The organism is Lentibacter algarum (assembly GCF_040580765.1).
In the GTDB taxonomy this organism is placed as follows: domain Bacteria; phylum Pseudomonadota; class Alphaproteobacteria; order Rhodobacterales; family Rhodobacteraceae; genus Lentibacter; species Lentibacter algarum.
In genome coordinates this window covers 102,815-121,845 of sequence record NZ_CP158687.1, presented here as the reverse complement: position 1 = coordinate 121,845, position 19,031 = coordinate 102,815, and the positions used below count along the sequence as shown (strand labels likewise).

17 protein-coding genes are annotated in these 19,031 nt (G+C 55.1%); 8 read left to right on the top strand and 9 right to left on the bottom strand.

Annotated elements, in window-relative coordinates:
* Positions 1 to 73 precede the first annotated feature (73 nt).
* Positions 74 to 790, top strand: coding sequence for an NAD(P)-binding domain-containing protein (locus DSM117340_RS00540; protein WP_271437410.1), 717 nt, complete (start codon positions 74 to 76; stop codon positions 788 to 790).
* Here DSM117340_RS00540 and DSM117340_RS00535 read toward each other — a convergent pair.
* The 3 genes from DSM117340_RS00535 to DSM117340_RS00525 all read right to left on the bottom strand — a co-directional run bounded on the left by DSM117340_RS00535 (position 756) and on the right by DSM117340_RS00525 (position 3,023).
* Entirely contained in the window at positions 756 to 1,394 is a 639-nt protein-coding gene (locus DSM117340_RS00535; RefSeq protein ID WP_089888823.1) for a sugar transferase, read from the bottom strand. The two genes, DSM117340_RS00540 and DSM117340_RS00535, sit on opposite strands and share 35 nt — an antisense overlap.
* Before the next feature lie 290 nt (positions 1,395 to 1,684).
* Positions 1,685 to 1,948, bottom strand: coding sequence for a YMGG-like glycine zipper-containing protein (locus tag DSM117340_RS00530; protein ID WP_089886997.1), 264 nt, complete (start codon positions 1,946 to 1,948; stop codon positions 1,685 to 1,687).
* 148 nt (positions 1,949 to 2,096) lie between these two features.
* Positions 2,097 to 3,023 (bottom strand): rhodanese-related sulfurtransferase, encoded by a 927-nt coding sequence (locus DSM117340_RS00525; RefSeq protein WP_089886995.1) that lies wholly within the window; start codon positions 3,021 to 3,023, stop codon positions 2,097 to 2,099.
* 107 nt (positions 3,024 to 3,130) lie between these two features.
* Between DSM117340_RS00525 and pncA the strand changes: the two genes are divergently transcribed.
* The 4 genes from pncA to DSM117340_RS00505 all read left to right on the top strand — a co-directional run bounded on the left by pncA (position 3,131) and on the right by DSM117340_RS00505 (position 8,926).
* Positions 3,131 to 3,733, top strand: coding sequence for a bifunctional nicotinamidase/pyrazinamidase (gene pncA / locus DSM117340_RS00520; protein WP_089886994.1), 603 nt, complete (start codon positions 3,131 to 3,133; stop codon positions 3,731 to 3,733).
* Between the two features lie 103 nt (positions 3,734 to 3,836).
* Positions 3,837 to 6,053: an ATP-binding protein gene (locus tag DSM117340_RS00515; protein WP_354689830.1), complete on the top strand. Its 2,217-nt coding sequence runs from the start codon at positions 3,837 to 3,839 to the stop codon at positions 6,051 to 6,053.
* Positions 6,054 to 6,130: 77 nt separating this feature from the next.
* Complete coding sequence (gene pncB, locus DSM117340_RS00510) at positions 6,131 to 7,423, top strand: nicotinate phosphoribosyltransferase (protein ID WP_089886991.1); 1,293 nt, start codon at positions 6,131 to 6,133, stop codon at positions 7,421 to 7,423.
* A 45-nt stretch (positions 7,424 to 7,468) separates the two neighbouring features.
* Positions 7,469 to 8,926: a hypothetical protein gene (locus DSM117340_RS00505; protein WP_354689829.1), complete on the top strand. Its 1,458-nt coding sequence runs from the start codon at positions 7,469 to 7,471 to the stop codon at positions 8,924 to 8,926.
* 5 nt (positions 8,927 to 8,931) lie between these two features.
* Here the strand turns inward: DSM117340_RS00505 and arfB are convergent, their stop codons facing one another.
* From arfB to DSM117340_RS00480, 5 genes are all read right to left on the bottom strand, one after another.
* A complete protein-coding gene (arfB, locus tag DSM117340_RS00500; protein WP_089886986.1) occupies positions 8,932 to 9,357 on the bottom strand; it encodes an alternative ribosome rescue aminoacyl-tRNA hydrolase ArfB in 426 nt (141 codons plus the stop codon).
* A 297-nt stretch (positions 9,358 to 9,654) separates the two neighbouring features.
* Positions 9,655 to 10,287 carry a queuosine precursor transporter gene (locus DSM117340_RS00495; protein WP_089886985.1) on the bottom strand — a complete coding sequence of 211 codons (633 nt, stop codon included), beginning with the start codon at positions 10,285 to 10,287 and terminating at the stop codon, positions 9,655 to 9,657.
* Positions 10,288 to 10,347: 60 nt separating this feature from the next.
* Complete coding sequence (locus tag DSM117340_RS00490) at positions 10,348 to 11,229, bottom strand: esterase-like activity of phytase family protein (protein WP_089886983.1); 882 nt, start codon at positions 11,227 to 11,229, stop codon at positions 10,348 to 10,350.
* Positions 11,202 to 12,008: a penicillin-insensitive murein endopeptidase gene (gene mepA / locus DSM117340_RS00485; protein WP_089888821.1), complete on the bottom strand. Its 807-nt coding sequence runs from the start codon at positions 12,006 to 12,008 to the stop codon at positions 11,202 to 11,204. Before mepA ends, DSM117340_RS00490 begins: the two co-directional genes overlap by 28 nt.
* A 107-nt stretch (positions 12,009 to 12,115) precedes the next feature.
* The gene (locus tag DSM117340_RS00480) at positions 12,116 to 13,537 is read right to left on the bottom strand and encodes an MFS transporter (RefSeq protein WP_143037396.1); all 1,422 of its coding nucleotides are present in this window, start codon (positions 13,535 to 13,537) and stop codon (positions 12,116 to 12,118) included.
* A gap of 93 nt (positions 13,538 to 13,630) precedes the next feature.
* Between DSM117340_RS00480 and DSM117340_RS00475 the strand changes: the two genes are divergently transcribed.
* The 3 genes from DSM117340_RS00475 (at position 13,631) to yaaA (ending at position 16,773) form a co-directional block, all read left to right on the top strand.
* Positions 13,631 to 13,909 (top strand): YggT family protein, encoded by a 279-nt coding sequence (locus DSM117340_RS00475; protein WP_089886980.1) that lies wholly within the window; start codon positions 13,631 to 13,633, stop codon positions 13,907 to 13,909.
* Positions 13,910 to 13,975: 66 nt separating this feature from the next.
* Positions 13,976 to 16,015, top strand: a complete 2,040-nt coding sequence (gene recQ, locus DSM117340_RS00470) for a DNA helicase RecQ (RefSeq protein ID WP_089886978.1) — start codon at positions 13,976 to 13,978, stop codon at positions 16,013 to 16,015.
* 2 nt (positions 16,016 to 16,017) lie between these two features.
* Positions 16,018 to 16,773, top strand: coding sequence for a peroxide stress protein YaaA (gene yaaA, locus DSM117340_RS00465; RefSeq protein ID WP_089888819.1), 756 nt, complete (start codon positions 16,018 to 16,020; stop codon positions 16,771 to 16,773).
* Here yaaA and DSM117340_RS00460 read toward each other — a convergent pair.
* Positions 16,770 to 18,944, bottom strand: coding sequence for an ATP-binding protein (locus DSM117340_RS00460; RefSeq protein ID WP_089886976.1), 2,175 nt, complete (start codon positions 18,942 to 18,944; stop codon positions 16,770 to 16,772). The two genes, yaaA and DSM117340_RS00460, sit on opposite strands and share 4 nt — an antisense overlap.
* Positions 18,945 to 19,031 lie beyond the last annotated feature (87 nt).

Genomic DNA, 19,031 nt, shown 5'->3' with positions numbered 1-19,031 from the left:
TATCCAAAGCCCGCGCCCTCACCCTGCGCGGGCTTTTTTTCATTCTGAACATATCCTCACAAGGAACAGCCACATGAAAATCGGTTTTCTTGGCACAGGCACAATCGCAACAGCTGTCGTTCAGGCCCTTGCGCCGCTCGGTCACCAGATCACAGTCTCAGAGCGCTCCGCTGCCAACGCGGCCATGCTAAACGCCGCCTACGAAAACGTGGTCGTGGCCTCCAACGCAGACGTCGCGGCTGCGGCAGATGTGCTTTTTCTCGGCCTCATGCCCGACATCGCGCGTGAGCTTCTCCCTGCGCTCACCTTTCGAGAAGGCCAACGTGTGATCTCTTTCATAGCCGATCTCCCGCTTTCCGAGGTGCAGTCCCTGATTGGCCCTGCGACGGCCGAAAGCCTCGTCCTCCCGTTCCCCGCGATTGCGCAGACCCGCTCGCCCCTCATCGCTTTTCCACAGTCTGATCTCGTGTCCGATATTTTCGCGACGCATGATGTTTTCAATATGAAAACTGAGGCCGAGTTCCGCGCCATGCTTTCGGCCCAAGCGGTTTTGTCCCCCGTCGTGCAAATGCTGCTGACAGCCTCTGATTGGGCCGCTGACAAAGGCGCCGAGGCAACGAAAGCACAAGATTTCCTGCGCAGTCTCATCGCAGCAAACCTGTCAGCAAGCCCGCTCACGCCTCTCTTGCAGTCTCTCAGCACAGAAGGCGGATACAACGCCCGCTTGCACGCACATATGGACAAGGCCGACAGCTTTAACGACTTGAAAAGCGGCCTCGACGCGCTCTGAGCCGCACGCGCTTAAAAACAGTCGCAACCATCAACTGTACATCATAGCAAAAGCTCTGCTCGCGCGCATAAATCAAATCAAGCCGCGCCTTCACTGGGATGCAGGAACGCACATAGATTGTCTCTGCCTCTTCGGCCGTTTGACAGGGTGCAAGCAGAGCCTCCTCACGGCGGTGATAGGCGAGCGTCGCCAAGCCCGTCACACCAGGGCGCGTTCTCAAGACCTCACTGTAAACATCAGGACACATCTCCACATAGCGTCGTAGTGGCGGACGCGGCCCAACAAAGCTGATATCGCCACGCAAAATGTTAATTAGCTGTGGCAACTCGTCCAAACGTGTACGCCGCAAGAAACGGCCCACGCGTGTCACACGCCCCGCAGTATGCCCTCCTGAAAGAACCGCCTCAGCTTCAGCCAGCCTCATGGTGCGAAACTTCCAAAATTGAAACGGCACATTCACCGCCCGCATCCGCTCAGCAACATAAAATACATCTCCCCCATCAGACAACTTGATCACCCCCGCGATGACAAGAGCCACAGGAGATAGAACAACTATAAGAAGACTCGACAACATCACATCCATCAGCCGCTTACTGATACTCATGCGCTGCATCTCCGGCCATATAGGCACAGGACAGCGCCTTCTAGTCGCGCGTCAAACCCTCCCGCAACGCCCAGAAACAGACATAATTGCTCAAATACCCTCTGATAAATCAGAACAGCTCCCAAATATCACTCGTAACCTGACGACTGCTCCACGAACGATTGCGCATCGCCCGTGAACAGAATCCAGCGCCTTGTGATACTTTGACACTCAACCATAGATAGAATCAACACTGAAAACACCGCAGCTTGTCACTGCGGTGCCTCTGTCTGTCTTGTCATAGGTTCAGATCAGGCGGGGCAGCGCGCCACGTAGCGGCTACCGTCTGGGTTTTGATACACACAGTCGCCCGCCGTCGGAGCTTTTCCGATCAGGTTGCCAGCAACTGCGCCCGCGACACCGCCGATGATCGCCCCTTTGGTCCTATCATCAGAACTCGACACAGCCGCACCAATCAAAGCGCCGCCAAGCGCGCCTGCCGCCATGCTCTGGTCGGTCGTATCGCAAGCTCCAAGCGCAGCAATAAGCGGTATGGTCAAAAGCAGTTTATACATTTTCGAATCCCCTTCAGGTGGTGGATGTCAGATGGGGTCAGGCTGGCATATTACAGAGCTGGCCGAACAGGACATAAGTCAAAGACCCCTGTCTATGAGCGCTATTTGGCCCATGGCCCGATGAAACAGGCCACCCGTCAACCAGCCTTTAGCCCAGCGGCTCGACAGGCACGTCCACCTTAATGTGCTGTTCGCCGCGTTCGGCCGCAAGACGGATCTGCTTCTGACGCTCGCGAAAACGGGTCTTATCGCTCTCTGTCGTCTCGCCGATGCAGTGGTGGCACGAAACCCCCTGCTCCCACTCTGCCCGCGCCTTATCTTCTGGCAGGACAGGGCGGCGACACGCATGACACAGCTCATGGGGCCCCTCGCGCAAGCCGTGGCCCACCGAGACACGCCCGTCAAACACAAAGCATTCCCCGTTCCAGGTGCTCTGCTCTTCAGGCACTTTCTCAAGATACTTCAGAATGCCACCCTTCAGGTGGTAGACATCTTCAATCCCTTGTCCGAGCAAATAGTTTGTCGATTTTTCGCACCGAATACCGCCGGTACAGAACATAGCGATCCGCTTGTTGTGAAAGCGCTCTTTGTTCTCTTCCCACCAAGCTGGAAAGTCACGAAAGCTCGCAGTCATAGGATCGACCGCGCCTTCAAATGTGCCGATTGCAACTTCATAATCGTTGCGCGTGTCAATCACGGCCACATCTTCTGACAGGATAAGCTCGTTCCAGTCCTCTGGCTCCACATAGTTGCCCACATGGGCGCGCGGATCCACATCAGGTTGGCCCATCGTGACAATCTCTTTCTTGAGCTTCACTTTCATGCGCGCAAACGGCTGGCTCGCGGCAGTGCTCTCCTTCCAGTCCAAAGTCGCACATCCGGGCAAAGCACGGATATAGCCAAGAACGGTATCAAGACCGGCGCGGTGGCCCGCAATCGTCCCATTGATCCCCTCACGCGCAATCAGAAGAGAGCCAGAAATTCCATTTTCTCGGCAAACGTCTTGGAGCGGCCCCTGCATCGCAGCGGGGTCTTCAAACGGAGTGAAATGATAGAGTGCAGCAAGTATAAACATAGTCTCGGCCTAGCTGGGAATCGCGGTTTCGGCAAGATGTTTACTCTTGAGTTCGCCCTGATGCACCCCTACCCATTGTCGCAGGACAAGCCTCAAAGGAGCCCGCCATGCCCGCCGATACCGCTCTGCTCGTGATCGACATTCAGAATGACTTCTGCCCTGGCGGCGCGCTCGCTGTCGCCGAAGGCGATCAGATCGTTTCAGGCATCAACGCGCTCATGGACGAGCACAGCTCCGTCATCCTAACCCAAGACTGGCATCCAGCAGGACACTCTTCCTTTGCCTCCTCCCATGAGGGCAAAGGCCCCTATGAGCTCACAGAAATGCCCTATGGCCCGCAAGTCCTCTGGCCCGATCACTGCGTCATTGGTTCGCATGGTGCCGCCTTTCATCCCGACCTGCGCACAGACGCCGCCCAGATGATTGTACGCAAAGGCTTTCGCCCCCACATCGACAGCTATTCTGCTTTCTTTGAAAATGACCGCAGCACAGCCACTGGCCTGCATGGTTATCTCCAAGAACGCGGCATCCGCTCACTCGTGCTGACAGGCCTCGCCACAGATTTCTGCGTCGCCTACTCTGCACTTGATGCAGCGCGCCTTGGCTATGCCGTCGAGCTGCATGAGAGCCTTTGCCGCGCAATTGATCTTGACGGCTCGCTTGCCGCCGCCAAATCGCAACTGCGCGCCGCGGGCGTAAAAATCAGCTAAATACTGTTAAAAACGCTTTTAAATAAGGGCGTCTGTTACCTTTTCATTAAGCGAAAAAAGGCTAGGTCTTTCCACAAGAGCGCGTGGAAGGATGCAAGCGGCGATGCCGACAGATACTCTGGAACATGAACAGAAGCTCGCAGAGTTCGAGCAACGCAACAGCCCCGAGGGTTTGCTGCTGCGCTACGCGCGCCGCCGGCCCTCCTACTTCTGGTTCCGCCAGATTTTCATGATCTGCGGCTCTCTCGTTCTCTTCCTTACAGGGCATCCCTTCGTCAGCCTCGCGGTCTACCTGACTTTGCTCGCAGGCGAGCTTGTGGACAGCCTTTTTCTAATGTCTGTTCCACGCAAGCTCGAACACGGCGTATCATTCAAGCGCCTCTACAATATCGCCAGCCTCACAGCCGCCTTTCAGGCCGCCACAAGCGTCTCGCTCGCCTTCTTCCCTGTCTGGCTCGAAGGCTCTCCCGAGACGCTCGCCTTCTGCTTTGCCTTTATCGCAGGCGGCGGCATTAACTCGAGCTACATGCTCAGCTTTCACCCTGTCGCGACTTATATCAGGCTCGGTACGCTCCTTGCGTCAGGCATCGCAGCCATGGTCTACGGCGCCGCCTTTGGCAGCCTTGGGCTTCAGGCAGAGATTTATACCTTCTTCGCCTTTTGTATGACCATCTTTCTGATTTATACTTTCCTCCAATACTCCCAAGGCGACTTTGACCACAAAACCAAAAGCAATCGCCGGATGTTGGAACAGAGCCTCGAGCTCGCAGCCTTCAATAAGGCTCTGCACGACCAACAAAGCGAAATCCGTCGCCTTGCTCTCGTCGCACGCTACGCAAATGACTCTGTGATTGTGGCCGCCCCGACGGGGCACATACTTTGGGTCAACGAGGCCTTCACACGGATCACTGGCTATAGCCGCGAAGAAGCCATCGGCAAGCGCCCGGGCACACTTCTGGATGGTGCAGATACCTCTGTCGCGACAACCACAGCCATTGAAGACGCAGTCGCCTCAGGGAGGCCTCTGCGCACAGAGCTCATCAACTACCGCAAAGACGGCACAAAAATCTGGGTCGAAACCAACCAAGTTCCGATCTACAACGAGGCAGGCAATGTCGAAATGATCATCGCGATTGAGCGTGATGTCACAGCCGACAAATACCACATGGAAGAGCTCGCCGTTGCCAAACGCGCGGCAGAAGATGGTGAGTGCGCCAAAACCCAGTTCCTCGCCACCATGAGCCACGAAATTCGCACACCCATGAACGGCATCATCGGAATGGCCGACCTGCTCAACGACGAAAGCCTCAACACAGAACAAAAGGGCTATGTCGAGACAATCCGCTACTCCGCCGAAGCTCTGATGCGGATCATCAATGACATCCTGGACTTCTCAAAGCTCGACGCTGGCAAATCCGTGATCAATCCTGTTGATTTTGACTTGCTAGGATGCGTCGAAAGCGCTGTTTCAATCTTGCGCCCCAAAGCCATCGAGAAGGATATATTTGTCGAGCTCAACTGCCTCACACCCGTACCCCCGCTCCTGCGTGGCGATGACGGACGCATCCGCCAAATCGTGATCAACATTGTCGGCAATGCGATCAAATTCACCAAGCACGGCGGCGTGACAATCGATCTCTCCTGTTATGACAACAGCGAGGGCAGTCTCGTCACTCTCGATGTCAGCGACACAGGCATCGGCATTGCAGAAGACAGGGTCGAGCAGATTTTTGACCAGTTCAGCCAAGCCAACGGCGAGATCACCCGCCAATACGGCGGCACAGGCCTAGGCCTCACCATCTCGCGCATCCTCGCCCATGAAATGGGCGGCGACATCTCGATCCGTTCCACCCTGGGTACAGGCTCAACCTTCACAATCTCGCTACAGCTTGATCACACGCTTGATGCGCTTGAAGCGGCCGCCGAAGAAGCTTTGGCCACCGCCGCCGAGATCAAATTGCCGGGGGTCAAAGCGCTTGTGGCTGAAGACAACCTGACCAATCAACTTCTGATCAAGAAATACCTCAAAGATACCGAGATGGAGATCATCTATGCACGCAACGGTCGCGAAGCTGTTCGCTTGACCCTGTACCACCAGCCACAAGTGATCTTCATGGACATGTCGATGCCCGAAATGGACGGCATCAGTGCAACTCGCAAAATCCGCTCCGAAAAGGCCCTCGCACAGCCCAAGATCGTCGCACTTACGGCCAATGTTTACGCTTCCGACAAGGCCGCCTGCCTCTCTGCAGGAATGGATGGTTTCCTCTCCAAGCCACTCAAGCGCTCCGAGCTTCTTGGCTGGCTCGGTCAGCTCTGACAGGCTCTTTCTGGGCTTGAACCCATCCGCCCCGCGCCCCATTGTGTCCGCAACATTTTGCAAGGGGGCCGCCGCCCATGGACATCGCCACACGCGTCTGGAATCACAAATGGAAGATCGATCCGATCGTCCGCTCGCTGATCGACAATGACTTTTACAAACTGCTGATGTGCCAGTCGGTCTTTCGCAACAAGCCCGACGCCCAAGTGCGCTTCTCGCTGATCAACCGCGCTCAAGATGTCCCGCTCGCCAAGCTCATCGACGAGGGCGAGCTGCGCGAACAGCTCGACCATATCCGCTCCCTCTCCCTCACCCGCGGCGAAAGCACATACCTGCGCGGCAACACCTTCTACGGCAAGCGCCAGATGTTCCGCCCCGACTTCATGGAATGGTTCGAAAACCTGCGCCTGCCCCCCTACGAGCTCACCCGCGTGGGCGACCAATACGAACTCACGTTTGAAGGCAGCTGGCCCGAGGTCATGCTCTGGGAAATCCCCGCGCTCGCCGTCCTGATGGAACTGCGCTCCCGCGCCGTCCTCGGCAAAATGGGCAAATTCGAGCTGCAAGTCCTCTACGCCCGCGCCACAACCAAACTCTGGGAAAAGATCGAGCGCCTGCGCGAGGCCCCCGGCCTCAAACTCGCCGATTTCGGAACGCGCCGCCGCCACTCCTACCTCTGGCAAGACTGGTGCGTGCAAGCCATGCTCGAAGGCCTCGGCCCTGACGCCTTCATCGGCACCTCCAATGTCCACATCGCCATGCGCCGCGATATCGAAGCGATAGGCACAAACGCCCACGAGCTGCCCATGGTCTACTCCGCCTTGGCGCAAACAGATGAAGCCCTCGCCCACGCGCCCTATGACGTGCTGTCAGACTGGCACGATGAACACGACGGCAACCTGCGCATCATCCTGCCCGACACCTACGGAACCAAAGGCTTCCTTGAGCGCGCGCCCGACTGGCTCGCTGGCTGGACAGGGATCAGGATCGACTCTGGCGACCCCGCAACAGCCGCCGAAACAGCGATCAACTGGTGGAAATCCCGCGGTGAAGACCCGACCAAAAAACTGGTCATCTTCTCCGATGGCTTGGATGTCGACAAAATCCTCGAACTCCACAATCAATTCTCTGGCCGCGTCCGCCCCTCTTTTGGCTGGGGCACCCTGATGACAAACGACTTCCGCGGCCTCACATCTGGCGACGCCCTCGCGCCCTTCTCCATGGTCTGCAAAGCCGTCTCGGCCAACGGCTCCCCCACAGTCAAACTCTCCGACAACCCCCGCAAAGCCATGGGCCCAGCGGAAGAAATCGAACGGTATAAACGGGTGTTTGGAGTCGGGGATCAGGACGAAATGGAGGTTGTGGTTTAGAAGATTCCCCTTTAAGTTGATAAAATTAGGTGAATTTATCTGAGTTTGAGTGCGATGATACCGTTTGCGACCGAGTTTGCCGTTAAAGACTTTGAACGTGCTGAATTTGTTGGGCTTGCTCTGGCCTGGCTAAAAGGATCTGATTACTGTACCCTGTTCGATGAAGACGCGATAACTGATCTTTCAAGTGAAGTTGCAAATATCAAATCCCTTAAAGGCGAAGAGATAAAGTTTCACGAACTAAAGGATAAGAATGCCACTGACGCTATTGGCTTCAGATACGAAAAGCATGATGATCAAGGTAGAATCTGGAGAACTGAGTTTGTTGTGACTCAAGGCAACCTTGTTCAAGGAGACGCTATTCTTCGGACGAGAACGCAATGCTTAGCAAAACTTGCCAATGTTGAACTCGAACCCCCAAAAAAGCCCTTTATTCTAAAAAGCATTATTCAAGACGGACTTACAGTTGATGACGGTTATTTCAGTATATTGGACAAACCACATCGTCTAATTGATAATGACTTTTCAATAGAAATAATTAAGGAAACACTTCTTGGTAACGGCAGCAATTTTTTGCCTGTCGTTTATATTACGATGCATGGGGATGGAAGTTTCAGCCTTTCAGAAAAGCAAATTGAAAGGCTAGCTTTTGAACTTGGGGGAGTTGCGCATGTAGTAGTTGAACCTTCAAGAACATTTAGCGCAAAACTCAGAGATAGCACCGATGGCCAAAACGCTTATGGTGGCTCAATAGGAGTATACTTGCCTCAGGCGCCAATAGGAAAGAAATTTTATATCGGAGGTGCCATCAAAGACAGCTTTGAATTATGCAAATGGCTCTCTGGGTACTGCATAGCCGCGAGATCACGCCTCCCTTCAAAAGGTTGGGACTGGACAGAACTGCAAGAACAAGCGCTCCGAAGACAACGAGAGCGAGATCGTAACAGCCTATCGGTAAGAGAAACTGAAGAGTTGTACGAACAAGAAATTGATACCTTAAAAGAACGTATCAAAGAGCTGGAAATCGCTAATGCAGCCATCAGCACTTCAACGGTCAGAAATTCCGATTATAAGTCACAATGGGACCAGGATAGCTTTTCCATGTCCATACCAGAGATATATACTGGTGAGATAAGCGACAGGATTCAATTCCTCATTGACTGTGGGCTACAACAGGCGGAAGCGCTTGGTATTGATGAACGGACCATAGCAGTGGCAAAGACACTGCTACAACACAATTCCAAGTCTGCTGAGCTGAAAGAGCTTCGAGAACAGTTAGGCAAAGTAATTACCAACCCTAAACGATACTCAAAGGATGCGGTCAAACTACTTGAAAAGTATGGATACTCCAAGAAAGCCGAAAAGACTCACGTCCGACTTGAGCCCGATCCAAACCTAGAGGGCGTCTCCACCTTAACGATTGTCAAAACCCCTAGTGATCACCGATCTCTTAAAAACCAACGCTCTCATATTGAAAACGGACTTGGAATATCCAAACTATAGCTCCCTCAATCCTCCCCCTGCACCTTCCCCCGCATGGCCTTCACATCGCCGCGCACTTTCTTCGCCTTGAGCCGCCGTTTCTGGCTGCCATAGGTCGGCTTGGTCGCGATCCGTCGTTTGGGTTTCACCAGAGCCGCGCGGATAAGCTCCGCCAGCCGCTCTCGCGCGATCTCGCGGTTGCGCGCTTGCGAGCGGGTGTCTTCGACCTGAAGCACAATCGCGCCTTCCTTGGTCCAGCGGCGGCCCGCGAGTTTCCTCAGCCGCGTCTTCACAGGCGCGGGAAGGTTCGGCGAGCGCTCCGCCTCAAAGCGCAGCTCAACAGCCGTCGAAACTTTATTTACATTTTGTCCGCCGGGGCCGCTTGAACGCACAAAAACCTCGGAAATTTCCCAGTCTGCGATCTCTATCTCATCTGAAATGGTTAACGGCATTTTTCTCTTCAGGCGGTGCACGGGTTGTGCACGGGTTGTGCACGCTTTTCACCCCCCCTGTTTTCACATTTGAGTCGAAAGGTAAAAGGGCCGCTCGATCCTGTCGAACGGCCCCCGAGATTTTAGGAGGTGGGCTGGTTAGGGCGCACCAATCCGTGGTTTGTCGAAACTAGGGGCTGCCCTAAATCCGAGTCTCCCGAACTGTCCCAAGACCATTCTCCGGTTTCCCATTAGACACTAGAGCACCTCCTTTCAGCTGTTTAAGATAGCTTCAGACTGGCACAGAGAGCGCATATGTCAAACAAAATGTTGTGTATTTTTTGTGACACGCCCCACGATGATGCGGAACGGTATCAAAGCGAGCAGTGCCAGCGAAAGCTTTACGCCCCAGTCCGCCACAGCGAGCGAAACCCAGAGTGGGACAGCTGGCCCGACGCCCAGAAGCGGCAGAACCTCGCCCGCCCAAGACACATCATTTGACGGCTCGATAAACGAAAGTGCGCCGGAGAAAGCGATTGTAAAGAAAATCGCGCTGTCCAGACTTGCGCCCAAAAGTGTCGAAACAAGCGGCGCGCGCCACCATTTTCCGCCCCTTAACGCATCGAACGCTGCCACATCCAAGAGTTGCGCCAGCAAGAACGCCGTGCCCGATCCGATGGCAATCCGCAGTGTCACAAGCGGGCCGTATTCGCCCATGATCTGCGTGCCCACCAGAGAGCAGAGAACACCAAAAATGAACCCGATAACAACAACTTGCCGCGCAGCCTTGGGGCCATAAACGCGGTTCATAATATCAGTAACAAGGAAGGCCAGAGGGTAGGTAAACGCCCCCCATGTCAGCCATTGGCCAAAGAGAAATTGGACCAGAATATTGGAGGCAACCACAATGGCCGCCATGGCGAGAACGCCAGGAAGATAAGTACGTGTCATGTGCATTTCCGTTTTCACAAGGTTGCGGAGACTTGGCCTGACCCATTCAGACGCGCCCTACTACCCCCCTAAACCCCTTATTTCAAGGGCTTTTTTACGGTATCTGACAAGTTCACTGGCAAGAACAGGTAGGAAATTGTTGTCGCTGATCAGTTCTATATAGGTCTCGCCGGCCTCTTCAAACACGGCGATCCCCTCAAGGTTCGCATGCGTCCAAAACCTTGTTTTCAAAAGCGTTTCGTCTTCATGCGGCACACCGTCCCGCCACTCAAACATCCTGATCCGCGAGCGGAACCCGCTCAAAAGATAGTCCCGCTCGAGCACATAAAGCCGGCCACCGGGCCCAAAGTCCGCACCCACAGGCAGGAACGCACCACGCCTTGAAATGCTGGTCTTACGCCACTCCGCCCCATCAAAGACAAAAACAGGAAAGGGCCGCTCACTGGCCCCAGACCGCTCAGCAATGGCCACAAGCTCTCCAGAGGGGCTAAGTGCCAAAGCCTCAAGCCCTGAGTTGCCGCCAAGCCGCTCAAACTCGTCGGCCAAAGGTAGCTTCTCCACAATCATACCTGTCGTGCCGTCGTAAATATCAACTCGGTGCCGCCCCTCAAAAGAGACCGCAAACCGCCCATTTCCCAGCGCCACGAGCCCCTCTGCGTCCCGCCAGCGGCGGCCCAGCGGGGCACCGTCAATACCTTGCAAAGTGACGGCTGAAATCTCTTCCCCAGACAAAGTGTAGAGGTGGCCCCTATCCGTCAAAAGGTGCCGCGTCGTCCCATTCGTTTCATAGCCTGAAAATCCCCCAAAATCAGCATCGTCTGCTGGGCCAATGAGAGGAGATACGCTGACACGCTCCACACCATCAGCATGCCCCGAGTGCCAATACCATCCGCAGAGCGCGGCAAATATCGCGCTTAGCGCGACTGCAAAACGCCAACGCATTGATTAGGCAAATCGGCCAGAGTGTATTCACGCCGCGGCTTTGCCGGCTTGGCGTTCGGATCGGGGGGCGGCGGATTGAGGATATTCTTCACCCATGTCTGCGCATCAGCACAACCGTCTCCAGCAGGTGGAGCGGCTTGATCCACACAGCCACGCATACCCTTCGGACAGCTCAAACGCACGTGGAAGTGATAGTGATGCCCCCACCACGGACGCACTTTTCTCAGCCAGCTTTTGTCGCCTTTTTCCTCCTTGCACATCCGCACTTTGGCACCTGGAAAAACAAAAATGCGAGCAACACGCGGGTCTTTTGCAGCAGCCTTCATGATGTCCATATGTTGCCTTGTGTAGTTGTCATTTGTGTATGCACCGTTCGAGCGGCGCAACGAAATAGAGGAAATATTCTCCCGTTCGCTGGCACTCAGGTTCAGCCGCTTCGGAGCAAGCATCCAAATATCTGCGTCTAGCCCGATCTGGTGACTTCGATGTCCAGAGAGCATCGGCCCACCCCGCGGCTGGCTCATATCGCCGACATAAAGACCCGCCCAACCGGGCTGGGTAGCGGCAAAGCGCGAAAGGTTCTGAACAAAATCAATCAGTTCAGGGTGGCCCCAGTTGCGGTTCCGCGACAGGCGCATCGCCTGCCAAGTTGGTCCTGTCTCGGCGAGTTCCACACCCCCCGCAAGACAGCCTTTGGCATAGCTTCCATAGGGCGCTGACGACTGCTGTGAGCCTTCAGGAACGGCGCCAAAGAGCTGCTTGGCAAGCTTCCCGTTCATACTCGCAGGGATCACAGAGGCGCTTTTTGTGCTAACTGTTTCAGACTGGCCATCGCCACAGCCCGCAAGCAAAGCCAGCACACACACAACAAATAACTTTTTCACCTTTAGCTCCTGTCTCCTTCGGGCTTAACCCATCGTAACAAAACCAGCCCAATTAGAAAGAGTACAATCACCGGCGAAACTCCAAGGCGCGCGCTTCCGCTCAGCGCCGTCGCCAGCCCGATCAATGTGGGCGCAAGAAAGGCCGTGGCCCGCCCCGTAAGGCCATAGAGACCAAAGCTCTCAGTGGGCGCCTCAGGCTTGGAGTGGCGCACCATGAGCGTGCGCGAAGCCGCCTGCAATGTCCCGCCAAGCCCGCCGATAAACACACCGCACACCAGAAAAACAATATCAGGGAGGCTCGAGCCTTCAGCCAGCGGCACACCAAAAATCATCTCTCTCGACATTGAAACAACAGTGATGCAGACCCCGATAAGCAGCCAGATGGCCGTGATAATCACAGGCTTAGGCCCAAAGCGGCTGTCAAACTTTCCACCAAGCCAACTGAACAGCGCCGCCGAAATTGCCCCGATCACACCAAACACGCCGATCTGCGTAATCTGCCAGTTCAGAACGAGCGCCGCATAGACGCCACCAAAACTATAGAGGCCATTCAGCGCATCACGATAAAACATCGAAGAGCCAAGATAAGCCGCCAATGACCGATTGTTCTTAAGGCCACGCAGGGATCGCATAAGTGAACTGAGGGCTGCGGCAACACTCGCTCCCGCTTTGCTTACGACCGGCTCGTCTCGGACCCAAAGAAAATAGGGGATCATAAAAACCACAAACCAGACAGCCGTAAACGGCCCAACAAAGCGCGTACCCTCACGTGCGGTCGCATCAAAACCAAAGGCTGGGTCTAAGCCGATCAACGTTTTGCCGTCGCCCTGCTCAACAAACAAGAGCAACATAATCGCCAGTGAAACAACGCCACCAAGATATCCAAAAGCGAATCCCGAACCGGATATCTTGCCTGTACCTTCCTCTGTACTCAGAGACGGAAGCTGCGAATTGATAAAGATCAGCGCCCACTCGGCGCCGATAAACCCAATCCCAAAAAAGACCAAGCCAAGCCAGAGATTTGAGCCGTCTGGCAGCATAAACCAAAGCCCGAAAGCGCCTATGACATATAAAATTGAGAAGGCAAAAATCCAAGGCACACGCCGCCCAGAACTATCTGCCAATGCCCCCAGCAGAGGCGCGCCAAGCCCGATGAATAATCCTATGAAGCCAAGCCCGAATGACCACATGCTCTGCGCCTGCGCATCTGCCGCCTCTTCGGAAAGCCCCGTGCCTAGAAAATACTGCGCCGCGACGCTCGCAAAGAAAGGACCAAAAATAAAGGTGACCAGTAGCGTGTGATAGGGCTGGCTAGCCCAGTCAAAGAAATACCACCCCCATATCCGCTTTCGCGTCGAAATCGACTTTTCCATTGCCTGAAACCCCCGCCATCCTTTGCTTGATAAGACATGGATTGCACCCATGGCGCAAGGTTCGCGTTTGCTGCGACGCCTCTCACTTGTGCTTTGCGCCACGAAAACCTAGGTATGGCTTGCACAGTACGAAAGGCGCGGCAGATGGCCCCATTTATTCAAACTCTCGCTCTCATCCTTGACGTGGCTTTTACGCTATTGCTTGTCCACGTGATTATGAGCTGGCTGATCAACTTTCAGGTGCTCAATCTCGGACAGCCGCTGGTTGCGCAAATCTGGCAGGGCTTGAACCGTTTGTTTGAGCCGGTGTTTCGCCCTGTTCGCAATATTTTACCCAACACACACCCGCTTGATCTGGCCCCACTTGCTGTCTTTATCCTGATCATCGCCCTGCGCGACTATTTCCTACCTTCACTCTACTGACCCCGCCTTGCCAGCCCTGCGCCGCTGTGGGACACAGGGGGAAAGAGCAGCAAGAGATACATGTAGATGGCTTCGGCAAATGCGCTTCTAAAGTCCGTTTTCGGCTTTGACGCCTTCCGCCCCGGGCAGGAAGAGATTGTGCGCGCTGTGGCCAACGGCGAAAGCGTGTTGGCAATCATGCCGACGGGTGGCGGCAAATCTCTCTGCTACCAGCTCCCCGCACTTATGGGCGAAGGCCTGACCCTTGTGATTTCCCCGCTAATCGCACTGATGCGCGATCAGGTTTCCGCCCTGAAACAAGCAGGCGTCGCCGCTGGCGCGCTCACATCCGCTGCAAGCGAGGACGAAAACCAAGCTGTGATTGATGCCGCCCGCACCGGCGAGCTGAGCTTACTTTATCTCGCGCCAGAGAGGCTCTCCTCAACCGTGACGCGCAATATCCTGCGCGACGCAGGTGTTGCGCGCATCGCGGTTGACGAAGCGCATTGCGTCAGTCAGTGGGGCCATGACTTCCGCCCCGATTATCTGCGGATCGGCGAGCTTCAGCGCTATCTCGGTGTTCCCCTTGCCGCTTTCACCGCCACAGCAGACAACGAAACCCAAGGCGAAATCATTACCCGCCTGTTCGCAGGCACAGAACCGCGGCGGTTCTTGCACGGGTTTGACAGACCAAACATCAGCCTCGCCTTCGCGCCCAAAGACAAGCCGCGCCAGCAGATATTGAGCTATGCAGGCGCGCGGCGTGGCCAATGTGGGATTGTCTATTGCGCCACACGTGCCAAAACAGAAGCGCTGGCTGCTGCTCTGCGCGACGAGGGTCACAATGCCTGCCACTACCATGGCGCAATGGACCCTGACGAACGCCGCCGCGTCGAGCACCGCTTCAACACAGAAGATGCACTCATCGTTGTTGCGACCATCGCCTTCGGCATGGGCGTCGACAAACCCGACATCCGCTGGGTCGCCCACGCAGATCTGCCCAAATCGGTCGAGGGCTACTATCAGGAAATTGGCCGTGCTGGCCGCGATGGCGCGCGTGCCGAAACGCTCACACTCTATGGCCCAGAAGATATTCGCCTGAGGCGAGCCCAGATTGACGAAAGTCTCGCCCCAGCCGATCGGCAAGAGGCCGATCATGGCCGCCTCAACGCGCTTCTAGGGCTGGCCGAGGCCACCAGCTGTCGCCGCCAACTCCTTTTGTCTTATTTCAACGAGGCCTCAGAACCTTGCAACAACTGCGACCTCTGCGACACTCCCCCCGAGACATTTGACGCCACCGAAGCCGCGCGCATGGCGCTCTCAGCAATCCTACGCAGTGAAGAGCGCTTTGGTGCAGGCCAAATTATCGACATTCTTCTTGGCAAACTCACAGACAAGGTGCGTCAGTTTGGACATGACGCCCTGCCCACATTCGGCGTGGGAACAGCCTATCGCCCCGCACAATGGCAGGCGGTTTTACGTCAGCTCATGGGGCACGATCTAATACGCCCAGACGCCCGAGCACATGGTGCACTCAAGATCACGCGCAAAGCACACCCGCTGCTCAAGGGAAAAGCAACTCTCACGCTTCGCAAAGACCTTGTCAGCACAGCGACAAGCGGCCCCAAAATCAAGATGCTGGTGTCCGAAGAAGACGCGCCACTCTTTTCTGCCCTCAAAGCCAAGCGCCGCGCGCTCGCAGAAGCTGCCAACCTCCCAGCCTATATCGTCTTCAATGACAAGACGCTCATCGAGATGGTCAAGCACAAGCCCCAATCGCTTGATGACTTCGCCATGATTGCAGGCGTCGGCCAAAAGAAACTCGAAAAATACGGACACGCGTTTTTGTCAGTGCTCGCCGAAGATGCGCCCAAAGCCTCGCCAGCGCGCCGCAAACTTGCCGGTAAACCAGCGGGGAGCCTATTTGATCAGCTCGTTGACGCCCAAAATACGCTCCAACGAGGCAGTTGCGGGACACAAAAACCACTCACCCTGACAAATTCACAGCTCGCAAAGGTTGCACAAATGAGGCCACAGTCCCTAGATGCATTAGAGCGGCTGATCGGCGACAAACGCACCGAGCGATTTGGACCAGCCTTTATTGACCTGATACATGGGGGTGTATGAATATGCTTGTAGTTATTTCACCAGCTAAAAAGCTGAACGAAACCGCAGGAACCACTCTGCCTGTAACGGAGCCGACATTTTCGCCCCGTGCCGAAGCCCTCGCGGCAGAGGCCGCAAAGCTCACCGCTGCAGATCTGGCCAAGCTCATGCACCTGAGCGACAGTTTGGCCAAGCTCAATTATGATCGCTTCCAAAACTGGGATACCCTCAGCCCCGCCCCAGCCGCTCTCATGTTCAATGGCGATACCTATTCAGGCCTTGAGGCCGCAAGCCTTGAAGAAGATGCCATGCAATGGGCTGGCGGACATCTGCGCATTCTTTCGGGTCTCTATGGCCTCTTGCGTCCGCTGGATGCCATCAAGCCCTATCGCCTTGAAATGGGTACACGCTTCAAGACGCCACAAGGCAAGAACCTCTATGAATACTGGGGAAGCGCCATTGCAGAGCAACTGAATACCGAAGCAGAGGCCGCAGGCGCAGATATTCTTGTGAACTGTGCCAGTCAGGAATACTTCGGCGCGGTTGATCTGAAAGCGCTTAAACCACGCGTCATCACGCCGATGTTCTATGAGGACAAACCGCAAGGCCCCAAGATCGTGAGCTTCTACGCCAAGAAGGCCCGCGGAGCGATGGCCCGCTTCATCGTCGAGAACCGCTTGAAAGACGCAGAGGCGCTGACAGCGTTTGACACGGGCGGCTATGCCTATGCGCCCGAGTTGTCCGCTCCTGACAAGCCCGCCTTTTTGCGCGCGGGCTAAGCCGCAGCCTCATCCGCCTGAACAGGCTGCACTCCCTTTGGCTGATACCCTCCAATGGCGGCGTATATCTCTGCTTTGCGCAACGGTTTTGTCAAAAACTGGTCCATGCCAGCAGACATGATCTCTTCCTTGTCCCCCCCCATGGCATGGGCCGTGAGCGCCAGTACAGGCACATGTTTGCCGCTCTCTGCCTCAAGCGCCCTGATCGCGCGGGTTGCCTCTTTGCCATCCATTTCAGGCATGGAAATATCCATAAACACCAGATCCGGCTCAAAAGACTGATAGAGCTCAACAGCCTCCCGGCCGTTACCCGCAAACTTCAAGTCAATATCCAGCGCCTTCACCATTTTGCGGAACACGAGCTGATTTGTTTTGTTGTCTTCGGCGGCCAAGATGCGCATTTTGCGCTTCTCACCATTCGCCTCAAAGACATCTGCCGCGACTGATGCGGCTTCTTCTGTTCTGGGTGCCGCAAGGCATAGCTTTTCAACAAGCTGACGTGTGACCAACGGCTTCAATAGCTCATGAACATCAAGCCCATTATCGCCTTGCTGCTGATACGTGCCAAGCTGCGCACTCATCAAAACAACACGGCCCTTATAACCCGCTGCGTCCAATGCGGGCAGAAGATCGTACCCCACCATCGCGCTGTCCGCTAAAACAACAGTGACATCCTCTCCAAGGGCACCAATCGCATCAGAGGCAGTCGCACAGCGCTCCGCAGAAAGTCCGAGGCGTGACAACTGCTTCTGTGCTGTATCGGCGATCAAATCTGATGGCTCAAGCACAAGCGCGCGCCCCTCAAGCGCCTTCCATGTACTCGTATCCGCCTGCGCTTCTGTTGCAAGTTCAACCTTAAATCCAAAGGTTGAGCCAACGCCCTCTTCAGATTCAACCCAGATCTCACCACCCATCATACGGATCAGTTTCTGGCTAATCGAAAGTCCCAGCCCCGTCCCTTCATATGAACGATTGCGTGCATCATCGACTTGGTTGAATTCACCAAACACATGCACCTGTTTGTCCGCAGGAATGCCAATCCCTGTGTCTTGCACGCTCACATGGAGGCGCGTCTTGTTGGCAACAGGATCAAATACGCCAACGACGCGCACCAGAACACACCCTTTGCTGGTAAATTTGACAGCATTCCCAATGAGGTTGGTCAAAACCTGCCGCAGTCGTCCCACATCTCCGATAAAATGCGTGGGCAAGAACATATCGTAATCTACAATGATCTGAACCTCCTTGTCCTGCAATGCAGGCTGGAGCAGCATCACTACTTCGTTGAGAGCCCCTTCAAAGTCAAAAGCCTCATGCTGAAGAACCATTTTCTCGGCGTCGAGCTTGGAGAAATCGAGCACATCGTTGATAATGACCAAAAGTGCCTCACCAGAATTTTTAATCGTCTTCGCAAAGAGATTTTGCTCATCGTCCAACGGCGTCTCAAGCAGCAGCTCGGCCATTCCGACAACTCCATTCATTGGCGTGCGGATTTCATGGCTCATGTTCGCAAGGAAGGCAGACTTGGCCCGGGCCGCAGTTTCTGCATTGTCACGCGCCTCTTTTAGCTCACGCTGATAGCGCACTGTTTCGCTGATATTGAGTGCAAGGCTGACAACGTCCCCACCATGACCACGCTGATCAATCAGCTTGATATACTCCCCGTTCCAAAGCCTGATCGTTACTGGGTCTGGTGCAGGGCTCTGCCAACGGCTCAACATCGTCGCACGCCAAGCTGCAGGCGCCTGCCCCTCCAGATCGACAATCCCCTCCTCGGTGAGCAACTGAAGCAACGTCACATAGCTCACTCCAGGCGCAACATCTTCAAGCCCGTCGAACACCCAAAGATATGCCCTATTGGCAATGATCATCTGACTGTCTGCATTGAAGAAGGCAAAGCCATCATTGATGGACTCGATAGACAGCCAAAGCCTGCGTTCGGCGATTTCGATTTTCTTTTGCGCAATCGAAAGGTCTGTTTTTACGCGCAGGTTTTCGTCGCGCACATTTTTCACTTCTGCGCGCGTTTCAACAATTTCAGCGGAGAGCTTCTTGGCATGTGCGCCAAGTTTCTGATTGGCGGCAAAAAGCTCGGCCTGCTTTTGCTCAAGCAGCCGTTCTGCAGCAAGGCGTGCCCGCCTTTCTTGCGTGAGCTTGCCCGTCAGGCTCATCTGATCTCCGCCATACTCTGTCAACCGATGGGCCAAACTTGCACAAGCTCAGTGAAGATAGATTTAATGTTTAGGCGAAAACATTGC